The organism is Mycobacterium sp. 20KCMC460, from assembly GCF_022179425.1.
Taxonomy (GTDB): domain Bacteria; phylum Actinomycetota; class Actinomycetes; order Mycobacteriales; family Mycobacteriaceae; genus Mycobacterium; species Mycobacterium kiyosense.
The window spans coordinates 5,930,360-5,947,244 of sequence record NZ_AP025524.1; the positions used below are offsets into that span (position 1 = coordinate 5,930,360).

At 67.5% G+C, this 16,885-nt stretch carries 17 protein-coding genes; 11 read left to right on the forward strand and 6 right to left on the reverse strand.

From position 1 onward, the window contains the following. Positions 1-46: 46 nt before the first annotated feature. Positions 47-802 carry a DUF429 domain-containing protein gene (locus tag MKCMC460_RS27320; protein WP_236978251.1) on the forward strand — a complete coding sequence of 252 codons (756 nt, stop codon included), beginning with the start codon at positions 47-49 and terminating at the stop codon, positions 800-802. On the opposite strand, the gene MKCMC460_RS27325 is transcribed toward MKCMC460_RS27320, so the two are convergent. Continuing rightward, complete coding sequence (locus MKCMC460_RS27325) at positions 756-1,421, reverse strand: TetR/AcrR family transcriptional regulator (RefSeq protein WP_236978252.1); 666 nt, start codon at positions 1,419-1,421, stop codon at positions 756-758. The two genes, MKCMC460_RS27320 and MKCMC460_RS27325, sit on opposite strands and share 47 nt — an antisense overlap. 55 nt (positions 1,422-1,476) lie before the next feature. On the opposite strand from MKCMC460_RS27325, the gene MKCMC460_RS27330 reads away from it, so the two are divergent. From MKCMC460_RS27330 to MKCMC460_RS27340, 3 genes are all read left to right on the forward strand, one after another. Beyond that, a complete protein-coding gene (locus tag MKCMC460_RS27330; RefSeq protein WP_236978254.1) occupies positions 1,477-2,388 on the forward strand; it encodes an alpha/beta hydrolase-fold protein in 912 nt (303 codons plus the stop codon). 70 nt (positions 2,389-2,458) lie between these two features. Then, positions 2,459-4,042: a gamma-glutamyltransferase gene (gene ggt, locus MKCMC460_RS27335; RefSeq protein ID WP_236978255.1), complete on the forward strand. Its 1,584-nt coding sequence runs from the start codon at positions 2,459-2,461 to the stop codon at positions 4,040-4,042. Positions 4,043-4,235: 193 nt separating this feature from the next. Next, the gene (locus MKCMC460_RS27340; RefSeq protein WP_236978256.1) at positions 4,236-5,801 is read left to right on the forward strand and encodes a serine/threonine-protein kinase; all 1,566 of its coding nucleotides are present in this window, start codon (positions 4,236-4,238) and stop codon (positions 5,799-5,801) included. 4 nt (positions 5,802-5,805) lie between these two features. On the opposite strand, the gene purD is transcribed toward MKCMC460_RS27340, so the two are convergent. Further along, a complete protein-coding gene (gene purD, locus MKCMC460_RS27345; protein WP_236978257.1) occupies positions 5,806-7,074 on the reverse strand; it encodes a phosphoribosylamine--glycine ligase in 1,269 nt (422 codons plus the stop codon). Between the two features lie 94 nt (positions 7,075-7,168). Between purD and MKCMC460_RS27350 the strand changes: the two genes are divergently transcribed. After that, the gene (locus MKCMC460_RS27350) at positions 7,169-8,314 is read left to right on the forward strand and encodes a peptidase M42 (RefSeq protein WP_238305075.1); all 1,146 of its coding nucleotides are present in this window, start codon (positions 7,169-7,171) and stop codon (positions 8,312-8,314) included. Here the strand turns inward: MKCMC460_RS27350 and MKCMC460_RS27355 are convergent. From MKCMC460_RS27355 to MKCMC460_RS27370, 4 genes are read right to left on the reverse strand one after another with little or no spacing between them, the layout of a single operon-like run. Beyond that, positions 8,271-8,708 carry a carboxymuconolactone decarboxylase family protein gene (locus MKCMC460_RS27355; protein ID WP_236978258.1) on the reverse strand — a complete coding sequence of 146 codons (438 nt, stop codon included), beginning with the start codon at positions 8,706-8,708 and terminating at the stop codon, positions 8,271-8,273. The genes MKCMC460_RS27350 and MKCMC460_RS27355 overlap by 44 nt on opposite strands. Then, positions 8,708-9,595: an NAD(P)-dependent oxidoreductase gene (locus tag MKCMC460_RS27360; RefSeq protein ID WP_238305076.1), complete on the reverse strand. Its 888-nt coding sequence runs from the start codon at positions 9,593-9,595 to the stop codon at positions 8,708-8,710. The genes MKCMC460_RS27355 and MKCMC460_RS27360 overlap by 1 nt, the downstream gene beginning before the upstream one ends. After that, positions 9,592-10,344 carry an SDR family oxidoreductase gene (locus tag MKCMC460_RS27365; protein ID WP_236978260.1) on the reverse strand — a complete coding sequence of 251 codons (753 nt, stop codon included), beginning with the start codon at positions 10,342-10,344 and terminating at the stop codon, positions 9,592-9,594. The genes MKCMC460_RS27360 and MKCMC460_RS27365 overlap by 4 nt, the downstream gene beginning before the upstream one ends. A gap of 32 nt (positions 10,345-10,376) precedes the next feature. Continuing rightward, positions 10,377-11,846: an aldehyde dehydrogenase gene (locus MKCMC460_RS27370; RefSeq protein WP_238305078.1), complete on the reverse strand. Its 1,470-nt coding sequence runs from the start codon at positions 11,844-11,846 to the stop codon at positions 10,377-10,379. A 195-nt stretch (positions 11,847-12,041) separates the two neighbouring features. Between MKCMC460_RS27370 and MKCMC460_RS27375 the strand changes: the two genes are divergently transcribed. Genes MKCMC460_RS27375 through MKCMC460_RS27400 form a run of 6 tightly spaced genes read left to right on the forward strand, consistent with a single transcriptional unit; the run spans position 12,042 to position 16,861 of the window. After that, positions 12,042-12,704 carry a TetR/AcrR family transcriptional regulator gene (locus MKCMC460_RS27375; protein ID WP_236978262.1) on the forward strand — a complete coding sequence of 221 codons (663 nt, stop codon included), beginning with the start codon at positions 12,042-12,044 and terminating at the stop codon, positions 12,702-12,704. Then, positions 12,701-13,918 carry a cytochrome P450 gene (locus MKCMC460_RS27380; RefSeq protein WP_236978264.1) on the forward strand — a complete coding sequence of 406 codons (1,218 nt, stop codon included), beginning with the start codon at positions 12,701-12,703 and terminating at the stop codon, positions 13,916-13,918. Before MKCMC460_RS27375 ends, MKCMC460_RS27380 begins: the two co-directional genes overlap by 4 nt. Beyond that, complete coding sequence (locus tag MKCMC460_RS27385; RefSeq protein ID WP_236978266.1) at positions 13,919-14,743, forward strand: SDR family oxidoreductase; 825 nt, start codon at positions 13,919-13,921, stop codon at positions 14,741-14,743. After that, complete coding sequence (locus tag MKCMC460_RS27390) at positions 14,740-16,095, forward strand: cytochrome P450 (protein WP_236978268.1); 1,356 nt, start codon at positions 14,740-14,742, stop codon at positions 16,093-16,095. Before MKCMC460_RS27385 ends, MKCMC460_RS27390 begins: the two co-directional genes overlap by 4 nt. 12 nt (positions 16,096-16,107) lie before the next feature. After that, positions 16,108-16,314 carry a ferredoxin gene (locus MKCMC460_RS27395; protein ID WP_236978271.1) on the forward strand — a complete coding sequence of 69 codons (207 nt, stop codon included), beginning with the start codon at positions 16,108-16,110 and terminating at the stop codon, positions 16,312-16,314. A gap of 1 nt (position 16,315) precedes the next feature. After that, positions 16,316-16,861: a nuclear transport factor 2 family protein gene (locus MKCMC460_RS27400; protein ID WP_238305080.1), complete on the forward strand. Its 546-nt coding sequence runs from the start codon at positions 16,316-16,318 to the stop codon at positions 16,859-16,861. Positions 16,862-16,885: the final 24 nt, after the last annotated feature.

The following is a 16,885-nucleotide window of genomic DNA, read 5'->3' on the forward strand; positions in this document are numbered from 1 at the left end:
TCCAGTGGGTTGCGCCCGCACCGCGGCGTGAAGGCAGGATCGACGAATGTTCTTCGGCGGGGTCGACCTGGCCTGGGCGGGCCGCAATCCGACCGGCGTCGCGGTGCTCGACGACGTCGGCACCCTGCTGACAGTCGGAGCGGTCCGCGACGACGCCGATGTGCTGGCCGCGCTGCGGCCCTACACCCAGGGCGATTGCCTGATCGGGTTCGACGCACCGCTGGTGGTGACCAACCCGACCGGTCAGCGCCCGGCCGAGACCGCGCTCAACCGCGACTTCCGCAGCTTCCAGGCCGGTGCGCACCCGGCCAACACCAGCAAACCGGAGTTCGCCCACGGCCCACGCGCCGGACGACTGGCCCGCATCCTGGACCTGAACCTGGATCCACGCTCGGGCGCGGCCCGCCGCGCGATCGAGGTCTACCCGCACGCGGCGACGGTGGCACTGTTTCGGCTGCCCCGGACGCTGAAATACAAGGCCAAACCCGGCCGCGACGTCGACGGGCTCAAGTCGGAGTTGCTGCGGCTGATGGACGGTGTCGAGTCACTCGCGGCGGCGCCGGTGCCGCTGCGGGTCGCCGGTCAGGCCGGTTGGGCCGAACTGCGGCGCTCGGTCGTGGCCGCCCGGCGCAAGTGCGAGCTGCGGCGCGCGGAGGACCCGGTCGACGCCGTCGTCTGCGCGTATGTGGCGCTGTACGCGCACCGGCGCCCGGCGGCCATCACCATCTACGGCGACGTAGCCACCGGCTGCATCGTCACGCCGTCTCTACCGGCAGACCTGGCTCCGGCGGCGCCAGGCTGATCCGAACCGGCGGCTGCTCGACCGGTGCGAGCACGTCGATCAGGTCGATCACGGTGGCCAGCGCCGCGGCCCGCGGGTCACGCCCCTCGACCAGCGCGGAAACCACCGAACCATCGACCGCGCAGATCAGCGTGCACACCAGCTCGATTTGGACCGCTCGCCCCGATCTTTCCACCGCTTCGGCCACCGCCTCCGCGCGTTGGCGCAGGCTGCGCCGCATGCTCTCCTGCAGCGCGGGCAGGCGGGTGCAGGCGATGTGCCGCTCGTACCGGGATATCAGCTGTTCGGCGAGCCCAGGACCGGACACGTCGCCCACCAGCAGGTCAACCAGCACCTCGGCGGTGGTCTCCGGTCCGCGCCGCCGCCGCGACAGGGCGTTGACCCGGGCCCGTAGCTGGGCCACCTCGATCATCCCGATGTGTTCGACCGCGCGGGCTATCAAGTCGTCGAGCGAGGAGAAGTAGTAAGTGGTGGACGCCAGGGGCAAGCCGGCCCGCCGGGCCACTGCCCGGTGGCGCACAGCTTCGAACCCGCCCTCGCCGAGCAGCTCGGCGGCGGCGCTCACAAGCGCGTACCGCCTGCGTTCCCCTTTGGGGGTCACTGCTGCTGTCACGCCCACCCATGCTGCCAGTCAAAGTGGTACTGCATTGCCATTTTAGCGAAACGGGCATGGCATGATGGCCCGCATGTCCGCCGTCAGCCGCCGTACCGTGCTGCGCCTCGGCGCGGGCGCGGCATGCGGTGCGGTCGGCGCATATGCGCTCGACATGCTCGTCCAGCCGCACCCGTCCGGCGCCGCCCCGATGTCCGGGAGTGGGACAAACGTTCCATTGGCCCCGGCACGTCCGCTGGATCCGGCTCCGTCCGGACAGGTGGCCCCGACGATGGTGACGGGTTCCTTCAACTCGGCCGCGCGGGGCGGGATTCCCACCAACTGGGCGATCGCGCGGCCGCCCGGTCAGACCAAACCGTTGCGGCCGGTCATCGCGCTGCACGGCAAGGGCAACGACGCGGCCGGCGTGATGGCCGGCGGCGTCGAGCAGGGTCTGGCCCAGGCCGTCAATGCCGGGCTGCCGCCGTTTGCCGTGGTCGCCGTCGACGGCGGTGGCAGCTACTGGCACAAGCGCGCCTCCGGCGAGGACTCCGGCGCGATGGTGCTCGACGAGTTAATCCCGATGCTGGGGGGCCAGGGCCTGGACACCTCGCGGGTGGCGTTCCTGGGCTGGTCGATGGGTGGCTACGGTGCGCTGCTGCTGGGCGGCCGCCTGGGGCCGGCCCGCACCGCGGCGATCTGCGCGGTCAGCCCGGCGTTGTGGACGTCGGCGGGAGCGGCCGCACCCGGCGCTTTCGACGGCGCCGACGACTTCGCGGCCAATTCGGTGTGGGGCATGCCGACGTTGGGTTCGATCCCGATCCGCATCGACTGCGGCGACAGCGACCCGTTCTATGCCGCGACGAAGCAGTTCATCGCCCAGCTGCCCAACCCCCCGGCGGGCGGGTTCTCTCCGGGTGGGCACAACGGCGGTTTCTGGAGTTCGCAACTGCCGGCCGAGTTGACCTGGATGGCGCCGATTCTGACGGCGTGAGCTGGTTTCCCCAAGTGACCGGGCTGCAATCTGCCGTGCGTGGTTTCGCGGTGGCGTTAGGCTCGTGTGAGTGAATGCACCGTTCAGCTGGGACTTCCCGTACGCGTGGCCGCGGATGCCGGTGCTGGCCGCCAACGCGGTCTGCACGTCGCAGCCGCTGGCCGCCCAGGCCGGGCTGCGGATGCTCGCCGACGGCGGCAACGCGGTCGACGCGGCCATCGCCACCGCCATCACACTCACCATCGTCGAACCGGTGTCCAACGGCATCGGATCCGATGCGTTCGCCATCGTCTGGGACGGCGGCCAACTGCACGGCCTGAACGCGTCCGGCCGTTCCCCCGCGGCGTGGACACCCGAATACTTTGGCGGACAAGGGGTCCCGGCGCTGGGCTGGAACGCGGTGACCGTGCCGGGTGCCGTGTCGGCCTGGACCGAGCTGCATGCAAAGTTCGGCCGGCTTCCGTTCGATCGGCTCTTTGCGCCGGCTATCTCCTACGGTCGCAACGGTTTTCTGGTCTCGCCGACGGTGGCGTCGCAGTGGCAGGCCCAGGTTCCGCTGTTCGCCGACCAACCCGGATTCGCCCAAGCGTTCCTGCCCGGCGGCCGGGCACCGAAACCGGGGGAACTGTTCAGTTTTGCAGACCATGCCGCCACGCTGGAGCGGATCGCTGCGACCGGTGGTGAGGCGTTCTACCGGGGCGAGTTGGCCGAAAAGCTTGCGGCACACTCGCGCGCCAACGGCGGCGCGATGCGGGCCGACGACCTGGCCGCGCACCGCGCCGACTGGGTCGGCACCATCAGCGCAGACTATCGCGGGTACACGCTGCACGAAATACCGCCCAACGGTCAGGGCATCGTCGCACTGATCGCACTGGGGATCCTGGAAAACTTCGACTTGTCATCGCTGCCAGTCGATTCCGCCGACAGTGTGCACCTGCAGATCGAGGCGCTGAAGCTGGCGTTCGCCGATGCCCAGGCTTACATCGCCGATCTCGACCACATGGTGGTGCCCGCCGGGCGGTTACTCGACCGGGATTATCTGAAACAACGTGCCGCGTTGATCGACCCCAGCCGGGCTCGGGACGCCACCGCCGGGACACCAAGGGGCGGAACCGTTTACCTGACGGCGGCCGACTCCGCCGGACTGATGGTGTCGATGATCCAGTCCAATTACCTGGGCTTCGGTTCTGGCGTGGTGGTGCCCGGTACCGGCATATCGCTGCAGAATCGAGGAGCGAATTTCACTGCAGAACCGGGACATCCGAACCAGGTTGGTCCGGGTAAGCGCCCGTTCCACACCATCATCCCCGGTTTCGTGACCAAGGACGGCGCACCGGTGATGAGCTTCGGGGTGATGGGCGGCCCGATGCAGCCGCAGGGCCATGTGCAGGTGCTGGTCCGCATCGCCGACTACGGCCAGAACCCGCAGGCTGCCTGCGACGGCCCCCGGTTCCGCTGGGTGCAGGGCCTGCAAGTGAGCTGCGAGACCAGCTTTCCCGCAAAGACTCTCGACGAGTTGGGCCGGCGCGGGCACGAATTGCTCACCACCGACGACTACAACTCTTTCGGTAGCTGCCAGGCGATCTGGCGGCTCGACGACGGGTATCTTGCGGTCAGCGATCCGCGCCGCGACGGCCAGGCCGCCGCATTCTGACCCCGCAGCAGCCTCGATCGGACCGCGCTTCTCGTTTTGCCCGCACTCCCCGACCGAGGTCCGTTCAGGTCAAATTCAAAGGTGAACAAATGGTGAACTGCGGGTAGCTCGGTAGTAAATCGCAGGTGACGGCCATACACTATCCGCAGGCCAGCGACGGAGCCGGTCTGACATGGGTACGGGAGAGAGTTCGATGGTTGGGATAGCTGACATGACCCCTGGCGGCAGGTTGACTGCCGGTGAGGTGTTTGCCGACTACACGATCGTCCGGTTCTTGGGATCCGGCGGGATGGGCGAGGTCTACCTCGCCGAACACCCCCGGCTGCCCCGGCGTGAGGCGCTCAAGATCTTGGGCGGCGAAGTCTCCGCCGACGACGACTACCGGCGCCGCTTCATCCGAGAGGCCGACCTGGCGGCCGAACTCTGGCATCCGAACATCGTGCGCGTCAACGACAGAGGCGAGTTTCACGGACAGCTCTGGCTCGCAATGGACTTCGTCGACGGATCCGACGCGGCGACGCTGGTGCGGGAGCACTATCCGGTCGGCATGCCGGCAGATCAGGTGGCCCCGATCCTGTCGGCGATCGCCCGCGCCCTCGACTACGCCCACGAACACCATCACCTGATGCACCGCGACGTCAGCCCCGCCAACATCCTGCTGACCAAACCACAGCACGACAATCAGCGAATCCTGTTGAGCGACTTCGGAATAGCCCGCAGCATCAGCGACACCAGCGGCCTGACCGCGACCAACATGACGATCGGCACATTTCCCTACGCCGCGCCCGAACAGCTCACCGACGAGCCGATCGACGGACGCGCCGATCAGTACGCATTGGCGGCCAGTGTCTACCATCTGCTGACCGGATCGCCGCTGTTTCCGCACACCAACCCGGCGGTCGTGATCGGCCGCCACCTGAGCGCGCCGCCTCCCAAACTCGCCGAAACCCAGCCCATGCTGCGGGTTTTCGATCCCGTGCTCGCCGTGGCGCTCGCGAAGGATCCGGCCGATCGCTTCGCCCGCTGCACCGATTTTGCCGAAGCGTTCATCCGCGCCACCAGAACCGGCCGACACCCGGCGACGTCGGTTTCCACCATGCCCAGACCGCTGGCCATCAGACCGGCGAAAGCCGCGCCAGCCACGGATGCGGATACCGATAGCCCGCAGCGGCGCGGCAGTGGGTGGGCGGTGCTTGCGGCGGCATCCGCGGTCATCGGATTGACCGCGATAGCCGCCAGCGGCGGGCAACCGGAGGCCGGCAGGACCGCCGACGGGCAGAATACGCCGTCGGTGGCGTCCCCGGTTGCGGCGCCGCCGCAGCACCAAGTCGCCGAACCACCACCCGCCGCGCCTCCCGCGCCTCCCGCAGCTCCCACCCCGCAAGCGGCACCATCGCCGGCACTTCCCGCTGCGGCCGCGCCGGCTCCGCGAGCGCCGGCGGGGCTACCGAAACCACCGGCCGCGCCGGCACCCGCCGCCAAGCCACCGGTCGCGCAACCGCCGGCGCCGCCGCAACCGCCGGCCAACCCCGACCAGACCTACCTGAATCTGGTCTCCGGAATTCCCGGGGTCACCGTCACCGACCCCTCCGTGGCGGTGACCACCGGCCGAAACCTGTGCACGGTCCTGCAGAACGGCGGCAGTCCGAGCGACGCCGCCAACGCGACCGTCAACAACAACGAAGGAATCACACCCGCGCAAGCCGCCGCCGGAGTCAACGCGGCCATCACCGTGTACTGCCCGCAGTATCAGCGGTAAGGACTTAGACGCTGATCTTGCCCTCGGCCGCCCGCTGGCCGATGTCGGTCCGGAAATGGCTGCCCGGCAATCGAATTGAGTCCAGAATGTGGTAGGCATTTGCCCGCGCCTCGGACAGGTCGCTGCCCGTCCCCACCACCGAGAGCACCCGCCCGCCGGAGGAGACCACCGCGCCGTCGTCACGCCGCGCCGTCCCCGCGTGCAGGACGCCGTCCGCCTCGGATCCGGTCACGACGTCGCCGACCCGGGGCCGGCCCGGATAGTTCTCGGCGGCCAGCACCACCGTCACCGCGGCGCCGTCGTGCCAGCGCAGTTCGCCGAACTCAGCCAAGTTGCCACTGCCGGCGGCATACAGCAGCTGCCCCAGCGGTGACTCCAGCAGCGCCAGCACCGCTTGGGTTTCCGGATCGCCGAAACGGCAGTTGAATTCGACCACCGCCGGCCCGGCGGGCGTGATCGCCAGCCCAGCATACAACAACCCAGTGAACGGGCTGCCTCGCCGAACCATCTCGGCCGCAACGGGTTTCACGATCTGCTCGACGATCTCACGGTAGACGGTGTCGGGCAGCCAGGGCAGCGGCGCGTAGGCGCCCATGCCACCGGTGTTGGGACCGGTGTCCCCGTTGCCCACTCGCTTGAAATCCTGGGCGGGCAGCAGCGGCACCACGGTGGCGCCGTCGACCACACAGAACAGCGACACCTCGGGGCCGTCGAGGAACGTCTCCAGCAAGACCGGGTGCCCCGACTCGAGCAGGGCCGACGCATGCGCGCGGGCGACGTCACGGTCGGCTGTCACGACCACACCTTTGCCGGCCGCCAGCGAGTCGTCCTTGACCACCCACGCGGGTTCGCCGACCGGCGGCCCGAACCGGCCCAGCGCCGCATCCAAATGCGCTGGGTTGTCCACGATTTCGCTGGACGCGGTGCGCACCCCGGCCGCAGCCATCACATCTTTGGCGAACGCTTTGGAGCCCTCGATCAGCGCGGCACCCTTGCTGGGACCGAAGCAGGTGATGCCGGCGGCGCGCACCGCATCGGCCACCCCGAGCACCAACGGCACCTCGGGACCGATGACCACCAGGTCGGCTTCGACCTTGCGGGCCAGCGCGATGACCGCCGCCCCGGAGGTGATGTCGACGTCGTGCTGCTCGGCCAGCCGGGCCGTGCCGGCGTTGCCGGGCGCCACACTGAGCCCCGTCACCTGCGGGTCCCTGCTGAGGGCCAGCAGCAGGGCATGTTCACGGGCACCGGAACCGATCACCAGGACGCGCACGAGAGGTCAGACTAGCCGCAACCCGGCGGCCAGTCTTTTCCAGCGCATATCTGCTGACGCGGACGGGTAGCCACTGCCCGGAGAAGGAGGCGGGATGACTCAAGACGACGGCGCCGTCGACGACTTGCTGCAGGAACTGCTGTGGACCTACGGGCCGTGCGGTCAAGAGGACGCCGTGCGCGCGGTCTGCGCCCGCGAACTCCAACCGGTCGTCGACGACATGTGGGTGGACGAGGCCGGAAACCTGATCGGGTTCGTCGGCGCCAGCGCGCAGTCCGGGGCGGGCGGCCACCGGGGGAAACAGCCGGGGGCCCGCGGGACCGCCACACTCGTCATGGCGCACCTGGACGAGCTGTCCATGCTGGTCAAGCGGGTGGAACCGGACGGCACGCTGCACGTGACCCAACTGGGCGTGATGTATCCGGGCAACTTCGGCCTCGGACCGGTCGCCGTGCTGGGCGACCAGGAAACCTTCACCGCCGTGCTCACCCTGGGCTCCGAGCACACCACCAAGGAGAGCCCGCGGATCTGGGAGACCAAACCCGATCAGGGCGATCGGGCGCTGGACTGGCAGCACGTCTACGTGTTCACCGGCCGCACCCCCGAGCAACTCGCCGCCGCCGGAGTACACGCCGGCACCCGGCTGTGCGTCGACCGCAGCAAGCGGACGCTGGTCGACGTCGGCGACGACTACATCGGCTCGTACTTCCTGGACGATCGCGCCGCGGTGCGGGCGCTGCTACGCGCCGCCCAGCTGCTGCGCGCACCGGACCGACGTCCCACCGCCGACGTGTACCTGGTGTTCACCACCAACGAGGAGATCGGCGGCGTCGGTGGCAGTTATGCCAGCGCGACGCTGCCCGGCACCCTGACCCTGGCGCTGGAGGTCGGCCCCACCGAGCGGGAGTACGCGACCAGTGTCACCGGGGGTCCGATCGTGGGCTACAGCGACGCCCTGTGCGTCTACGACAAGGACGTCGCCGACCGGTTGATGCAGACCGCGAGCGCCCGGGGACTCTCACCCCAACCGGCGGTGCTCGGCGCTTTCGAGTCCGATGCCTCGCACGCGAAAGCCAACGGTTTGACGCCGCGCGCCGGGCTGCTGTGCCTGCCCACCCTCAGTACCCACGGATTCGAGGTGATCGCCCGCTCCGCGATCGAGGACATGGCCGGAATCGTCGCCGACTTTCTGACGCTCAGTCCCGCGTCTTGCCCGAGTGCATCTTCAACGCATCGTTGACGTTGCCCTTCTTGTCCTCGGCGGCGCCCTTGGCCGCGGCCTTCCTGCGCTTGGCCACCACGGTGTCGACGGCGCCGTTGAACGCCGAGCCCAGCGGGAAACCGAGGTAGTGGGTGAGGAACAGGGCCATCTCCTTGAGTTCGGTCTCGTCGAGTTCGCCGTTGAGCAGCGCAGCGTTGATCTGGATCTCGGCCAGGTCGCGGCTGCCCAGAGCCGTCACCGCGGTCAGGGTCATGATGCGTTTGTCCCGCATCGACAGCCCCGGCCGAGTCCAGATGGAGCCGAACAGGTGGTCGACGGTGAGGTCGAAGTAGGCGTCGCCCTCGATGTTGGGCATCTCCCAGCCGTAGACCTCGTTCATCTTGTCGAGACCCTTGCGGCGTAACTCGTCCATCAGGCTTCCTTCTGTGTGTGCGGGGCCTGTGCTTGCCCGACCTGTGTGTGCGGGACACCGAGCGCGGCCCCGAGCCGATCGAGCGCCAGCCTGGCCAGCGGTAAGTCCACCGAAAGCGAGTCCGCCAACGCCAGGGCCAGGCTCAGGTCCTTCTCCCCGAGCTCCCGGGTGTGGGTGAACCCGTCGTACAAAAAGTGGCCCGGCTCAAGGTCTTTCGCGTCATCGCGGTACATGATCGACCCGGCCCCGCCGGTCAGCTTGTCGGTGTGGCGCACCACCGCGCCCAGATCCTGCAGATTCAGCCCGGCGGCGTCGGCCAGCTTCCACGCCTCCCCTACCGCCGCCCACGTGGTGAAGGTGATCATGTTGCGGGCCAGCTTCATTCGGGTACCCGCACCGGGCGGTCCGGCATGCACCACCAACTCCGCCCAGTGTTCGAAGGGTTCCTTCACCCGGGCGAAGACCTCGTCGCTGGCGCCCACCATGGTCGCCAGTTGACCGAACCGTGCGGCCCGCCCGCCGCCGCTGACCGGCGCATCGATCACGTGAATGTTCTGCGGTTCCAGCTCGTTGGCCAGCTCTTCGGCGGTGCTCTGGCTGATCGTGGAGTGAATGGCGATGATGGTGCCCGGTTTGGCATGTGCTGCAAGCTCGCTCACCACGCTGCGCACCTGTTCGTCGTTGAGCACGGTGACGCTGATGATGTCGGCGCCGGCGACGTCGGCGAGGCTGTCCGCCAAGATGGCGCCGCGTTCGGCCAGCGGGGTCATGGCCTCGGGCCGGATGTCGTAAATCGTCAACCCGCCGGGCCATTCGACCATCTTCTTGGCCATCGGCGTGCCCATGTTGCCCAGGCCGACGTAGCCCAGCTTCAGCTGCGAACTCATGACCGGATGATCTGTCCGCCGTCGACGTTGAAGATCTGCCCGGTGATCCAGGATGCCTGATCGCTGAGCAGGAACAGGCACATACCCACCAGATCCTCCGGAGTCCCCATCCGGGACAACGGAAGTCCCTTCACGATGTCCTGCACGATCTCCTGGGGTGTGGTGGTGCGATTGGCCTCGGTGTCGATGGGGCCGGGCGCGATGGCGTTGATCCGGATGTTCTGGCCGCCCAGTTCCCGCGAAAGTTGTTGCGTCAGACCGTTGATGCCGACCTTGGCCAGACCGTAGAAGTTCGCGTACAGCCACGCCGCGGTGGACGACTGATTCACGATCGCCCCGCCGCCGCGCTTGGCCATCTTCTTGTAGACGGCGCGGGTGCACCACAGGGCCCCGTCGAGGTTCACGCTCATGAACCTCCGGTAGTACTCGGGGTCGACGGTGAGCAGGAAGTCCAGCTTCATGCCGCCGAAGATCGCGGCGTTGTTCACCAGGTAGTCGATGCCGCCGAACTCGGCCAGGGTGCGGTCCGCCATCGCCTTTGCCGACGCCGGGTCAGACACGTCGACCGGGACACTGATGGCGGTGCCGCCGTCGGCGACGATCTGTTTGGCCACCGCATCGGCCGCCTCGGCGTTGATGTCGGCCACCACCACGGCCGCGCCCTCCCGCGCCAGCGCCTCGACGTACGCTTGGCCGATGCCACCACCGGAACCGGTGACGATCGCAACCTTGTTCTCGAACTGTCCCACGCGGTGCTCCCTCTGATTCGCTCTAATTCGCTTTAATTCGCTGCCGTCGCAATAAGTTTGATTTCCAGGTACTCCTCGAAACCGGCCAGGCCCATCTCGCGGCCGTTGCCCGACTGCTTGTAACCGCCGAACGGCGCGTCGGCCGAGTACCAGACGCCGCCGTTGACGTTGATGGTGCCGGCCCGGATACGCGCGGCGACGCCGGCGGCCCGGTCCGGGTCGGCGCCGTACACGGTGCCGGACAAGCCGTACGGGGAGTCGTTGGCGATGCGCACCGCGTCGTCGTCACCGTCGTGGGCGATCACGGTGAGCACCGGCCCGAAGATTTCTTCCCGCGAAACCTTCGCGTCGTTGCCCAGGCCCGCGATCACGGTCGGTTCGATGAAGAAGCCGACGTCGCGGCCTTCCGGGCGGCCCCCGCCGCAGGCGAAGGTTCCTCCTTCGGCGATCGCCGAGTCCAGGTAGCCCTGCACCCGGTCGCGTTGCCGGGCCGAAATCAGCGGTCCGCAAATGGTTTTCGGGTTGGTGGGGTCGCCGGCCCGGATCCCGCCCATGGTGGCCGCCGCGATGGCGACCGCCTCGTCGTAGCGGGCCCGCGGCACCACCAGCCGGGTGGTGATCGCACACCCCTGCCCGGCGTGCATGCACACCGAGAAACCGGCCACCCCGGCGGCGGCACCCAGATCGGCGTCGTCGAGCACCACGAACGCCGACTTGCCGCCGAGTTCGAGGAAGACCTTCTTGATGGTGGCCGCACCGTCGCTCATCACGCTGCGTCCGGTGGCGGTGGAGCCGGTGAACGAAACCATGTCCACCCGAGGGTCTTTGGCCAGCATCGCACCCACACCGTGGTCGCTGGAGGTGACGATGTTGACCACGCCGGGCGGAAAATCGGTGTGCTCGGCGATCAGTTCGCCGAGCACCGCCGCGCACCACGGGGTGTCGGGCGCCGGCTTGAGGACGACGGTGTTGCCCGCGGCCAGGGCGGGTCCGAGCTTGGCCAGGTTGATCTGGTGCGGGAAGTTCCACGGGGTGATAGCGCCGACGACACCGACCGCCTCCCGGGCGATGGTGCGTTTGGTGGGGATGCCCATCGGCGCCGCCAGGCCCAGATCCTGTTGCCATTCATAGGATTCGGCGGTGTCCGCCGCGAAGGCGAGGTCGTTGACCGGCCCTTCCAGCTGTGCCATCGAGGTGAGCATCCGGGGCGCGCCGACCTCGGAGATGGTGATATCGCGCAGTTCTTCGATGTGCTGTTGCATCGCCTCGCGCAGCTGCCGCACGCAGCGCACCCGCAGTTCGGTGTTGCGCGACCAATCGGTGTCGTCGAAGGCCCGGCGGGCAGCTTCGATGGCGCGGTCCATGTCGGCCGCGTCGGCGTCGGCCGCCACGCCCAGCACCTCTTCGGTGGCCGGGTTGAGAGTCGGGAATGTTCCCGCCCCGCCTTGCGTCAACTTGCCGTCGATGAACAAAGCACTTGCGCCGTCGGCCAACAGGGCCATCTACCACTCCCACCAGAGTTCAGACTGAAATGGACAACTGTCCGATATTCTCGTTTCGAACCATAGCCCTCAGGTCCGCAGCAGGGCAAGGCCCGATCCCGTCGGGCTTTCGTCGACATCCCGATAATCTATCTTGACGTGCATATTCGCCTGGAGACCTTGCTTCCCGCCGTGCTGATCCTCTAGTTTGGACATGTGTCCAGCGATGCTCTGGCGACCACGCCGGTGACAGCACCGGCGGCGGCCCAGCCCCAGCCCCCGGCGGGGAGAATGCCGCGCAACCGCCGGCAGGAAGAGACCTTTCGCAAAGTGCTGGCCGCCGCTATGGAGACGATGCGGGAGAACTCGTTTGCCGACCTGACGGTGCGCATGGTGGCGGCGCGGGCCAAGGTCGCCCCGGCGACCGCCTACACCTACTTCTCGTCGAAAAACCATCTGATCGCCGAGGTGTATCTCGACCTGGTCCGGCAGGTCCCCTACTTCACCGACGTCAACGACCCCATGCGCACCCGGGTGCAGCAGGCGCTGCGTCATCTGGCGCTGGTGGTCGCCGATGAACCCGAAGTCGGCGCTGCGTGCACGGCAGCCCTGCTCGGCGGCGGCCCCGACCCCGCGGTGCGCGCGGTTCGGGACCGCATCGGCGCCGAGATCCATCGGCGCATCGCCTCGGCGATCGGGCCCGGCGCCGAACCGGGCACCGTGGCTGCGTTGCAGATGGCGTTCTTCGGCGCCCTGGTGCAGGCCGGCAGCGGGGAAATCACCTATCACGAGATCGCCGACCGGTTGGCCGGAGTGGTGAGCCTCATCCTTGCCGGGGCCGGCTCCGGTAACAGTGCCGAAAAGGGCGGTGACGCATGACCATTCACGTGGGTGGCCCCGAATTGGTGCTGGATCCCTACGATTACGACTTCCACGAGGATCCGTACCCCTACTACCGGCGACTGCGCGACGAAGCCCCGCTGTATCACAACGCCGAACTGGGCTTCTGGGCCGTGTCCCGGCACAGCGACGTGCATCAGGGATTCCGCAACAGCACCACCCTGTCCAACCGCGACGGCGTCTCCCTGGACCCGGTGTCCCGCGGGCCGCACGCGTCCAAGACGATGTCGTTCCTGGCCATGGACGACCCAGCGCACCTGCGACTGCGCACCCTGGTGTCCAAGGGCTTCACCCCGCGCCGAATCCGCGAATTGGAGCCCCGGGTAACCGAACTCGCCGTGCAGCACCTCGACGTCATGCTGGAGAAGTCCGGATCGGAAACGGTCGATTATGTCGCCGAGTTCGCCGGCAAGCTGCCGATGGACGTGATCTCGGAGCTGATGGGCGTGCCGGTGGCGGACCGCGACAACATCCGGGCCATGGCCGACGGAGTGATGCACCGCGAAGATGGCGTCACCGACGTGCCCGCCTCGGCGATCGAGGCGTCGATCAATCTGATCGTCTACTACCAGGGGATGATCGCCGAGCGCCGTAAGAAACTGACCGACGACCTGACGTCGGCGCTGCTGGAAGCCGAGATAGACGGCGACCGGCTCACCGACGAAGAAGTGCTCGGGTTCATGTTCCTGATGGTGATCGCCGGCAACGAGACCACCACCAAACTCCTTGCCAATGCCGCGTTCTGGGGCCACAAGTATCCCGATCAGCTGACGCCGGTGTATGACGACCTGTCCCGGGTGCCGCTGTGGGTCGAGGAGACCCTGCGCTACGACACGTCCAGCCAGATCCTGGCCCGCGTCGTCTCCGGGCCGCTGGAACTGTACGGCACCACCATTCCCCAGGGCGAGGTGATGTTGCTGTTGCCCGGCTCGGCGCACCGCGACGAACGTGTCTTCGACAATCCCGACGACTACGTGATCGGTCGCGAGATCGGGTCCAAATTATTGAGTTTCGGCAGTGGCGCGCACTTCTGCCTGGGCGCGCACCTGGCCCGGATGGAAGCCCGGGTCGCGCTCACCGAACTGTTCAAACGAATCCGTGGATACGAAGTCGACGAGGCCAACGCCGTCCGCGTCCACTCCAGCAATGTCCGCGGCTTCGCCCACCTACCCATGACCGTGGAGGTTTCCTAGATGCCCCGCTTCGATCCGCACCCCGCCCGCCGGCCCGCCATCGTGGCGGGCGCGTCTTCGGGCATCGGTGCGGCCACTGCGGTCGAGCTTGCCGCACATGGCTTTCCGGTGGCGCTCGGGGCACGCCGGGTGGAGAAATGTCAGGAGATCGCCGACAAGATCCGCGCCGACGGTGGCGAGGCCGTCGCGCTGCCCCTCGACGTCACCGACCCGGAGTCGGTGAAGAACTTCGTCCACCAAGCCACCGAACAGCTTGGCGACATCGAGGTGCTGGTCACCGGCGCCGGCGACACCTACTTCGGCAAGCTGCACGAAATCGACACCGAGGCTTTCGAATCGCAGCTGCAGATCCACCTGATCGGGGCGAACCGGTTGGCCACGGCCGTGCTCCCGGGCATGATCGAACGCCAGCGCGGCGACCTGATCTTTGTCGGATCGGATGTGGCGCTGCGCCAGCGCCCGCACATGGGCGCCTACGGCGCGGCCAAGGCCGCACTGGTCGCGATGGTCACCAACCTGCAGATGGAACTCGAGGGCACCGGCGTGCGGGCCTCGATCGTGCACCCCGGTCCGACCAAGACGGGAATGGGCTGGAGCCTGCCCGCCGAACTGATCGGCCCCGCCCTGGAGGACTGGGCCAAATGGGGCCAGGCCCGGCACGACTATTTCCTGCGCGCGGCCGACCTGGCCCGCGCGATCACCTTCGTCGCGGAGACCCCGCGGGGTGGCTTCGTGGTCAACATGGAGCTGCAACCCGAAGCGCCGTTGGCCGCGACGAAGGAACGCCAGCAGCTCAAAGTCGACGAGAAAGCGTTGAACAAATGACCGCGACAGTTAGTGTGCCCCGGGTTTCCGGCGGCGAGGAAGAACACGGCCATCTCGAGGAATTCCGCACCGACCCGATCGGGCTGATGCAGCGGGTCCGCGACGAGTGCGGCGACGTCGGCTGGTTCCAGCTGGCCGACAAGCACGTCATCCTGCTGTCCGGCGCCCAGGCCAACGAGTTCTTCTTCCGTTCCAGCGACGAGGAGCTCGACCAGGCGGCCGCCTATCCGTTCATGGCGCCGATCTTCGGCAAGGGCGTGGTGTTCGACGCCAGCCCCGAGCGGCGCAAGGAGATGCTGCACAACTCCGCGCTGCGTGGCGAACACATGAAAGGGCACGCCGCCACCATCGAGGACCAGGTGCGCGGAATGATCGCCGACTGGGGCGACGAAGGCGAAATCGACCTGCTCGACTTCTTCGCCGAGCTGACCATCTACACCTCGACCGCCTGCCTGATCGGGGTCAAGTTCCGCAACCAGTTGGACAGCCGATTCGCCCACTTCTACCACCAGCTGGAGCGCGGCACCGACCCGCTGTGCTACGTCGACCCGTACCTGCCGATCGAGAGCTTCAGGATCCGCGACGAGGCGCGTGTCGGCCTGGTGGCCCTGGTCCAGGAAATCATGAACCAGCGAATCGCCAACCCGCCCAAGGATAAATCCGACCGCGACATGCTCGATGTGCTGGTGTCGATCAAGGACGAGGAGGGCAACCTGCGGTTCTCCGCCGACGAAATCACCGGGATGTTCATCTCGCTGATGTTCGCCGGGCACCACACCAGCTCCGGTACCTCGGCGTGGACGCTGATCGAGCTGATCCGCCATCCCGACATCTACGCAGAGGTACTCGCCGAGCTCGAGGAGCTCTACGCCGACGGTCAGGAAGTGAGTTTCCATGCGCTGCGCCAGATTCCGAAGTTGGACAACGTGGTCAAGGAGACGCTGCGCCTGCACCCGCCGCTGATCATCCTGATGCGGGTCGCCCATGGCGAGTACGAGGTCGAGGGCTACCCGATCCACGACGGCGACTATGTCGCCGCGTCGCCGGCGATCTCCAACCGGATTCCGGAGGACTTCCCCGACCCCGACGAGTTCAAGCCGGACCGCTACAACAAACCGGAACAGGCCGACATCGTCAACCGGTGGACGTGGATTCCGTTCGGCGCCGGACGGCACCGCTGCGTCGGGGCGGCCTTCGCACAGATGCAGATCAAGGCGATCTTCTCAGTGCTGTTGCGCGAGTACGAGTTCGAGATGGCGCAACCGGCCGACAGCTACCACAACGACCACTCGAAGATGGTCGTGCAGCTGGCCCGGCCGGCCAAGGCCCGCTACCGCAAACGCGGCGCGTAGGGGTTGCAGCGCATGGGCTTTCGTATCGAGGTTGATCTGGACCTGTGCCAGGGCCACGCCATGTGCGAACTGGAGGCACCGGACTATTTCCGCGTGCCCAAGCGGGGCAAGGTCGAGATTCTCGACGCCGAGCCGCCCGAGGACGCCCGCGACGAGATCGAGCGAGCTGTCGAGATGTGCCCAACCCAAGCACTATTCATCAAAGAGAAAGAAGATTGACATGGCTTCACATCCTCGTGAGCAACTCGAGGCCTGGGTCGAGCGGTGGCTGGAAGCCAACCGCCTCGCCGAGCGGGAGGGCGATTGGAAGCCACTGGCCGACTTCTACGCCGACGACGCGACCTACGGCTGGAACATCGGGCCCAAAGAGGACGTGATGTGCGTGGGCATCGACGAGATCCGCGACATCGCGCTGGGCCTGGAGATGGAAGGCCTGGAAAACTGGCAGTACCCGTACCAGAAGGTTCTGATCGACGACAAGCAAGGCGAGATCGTCGGCTTCTGGAAGCAGATCGCCACCGACGCCGACGGCACCACCTCGGAGATCTACGGTATCGGCGGCAGCTGGTTCCGGCTCAACGCCGACGCGAAGATCGAGTGGCAGCGCGACTTCTTCGACTTCGGGCACGTGCAAGCGCTCTACCTGGATTTAATGAAAGCCGGCAAGTTGTCTCCGGGCATGCAGAAGCGGATCGAGCGCAGCCTGGCCGGGGAGAAGCTGCCGGGCTACTACCCGCTGGGTAAGGCACCCGCCCCGATCTGGTGAGGGCCCTGCCTTGCCCGCGGCGCG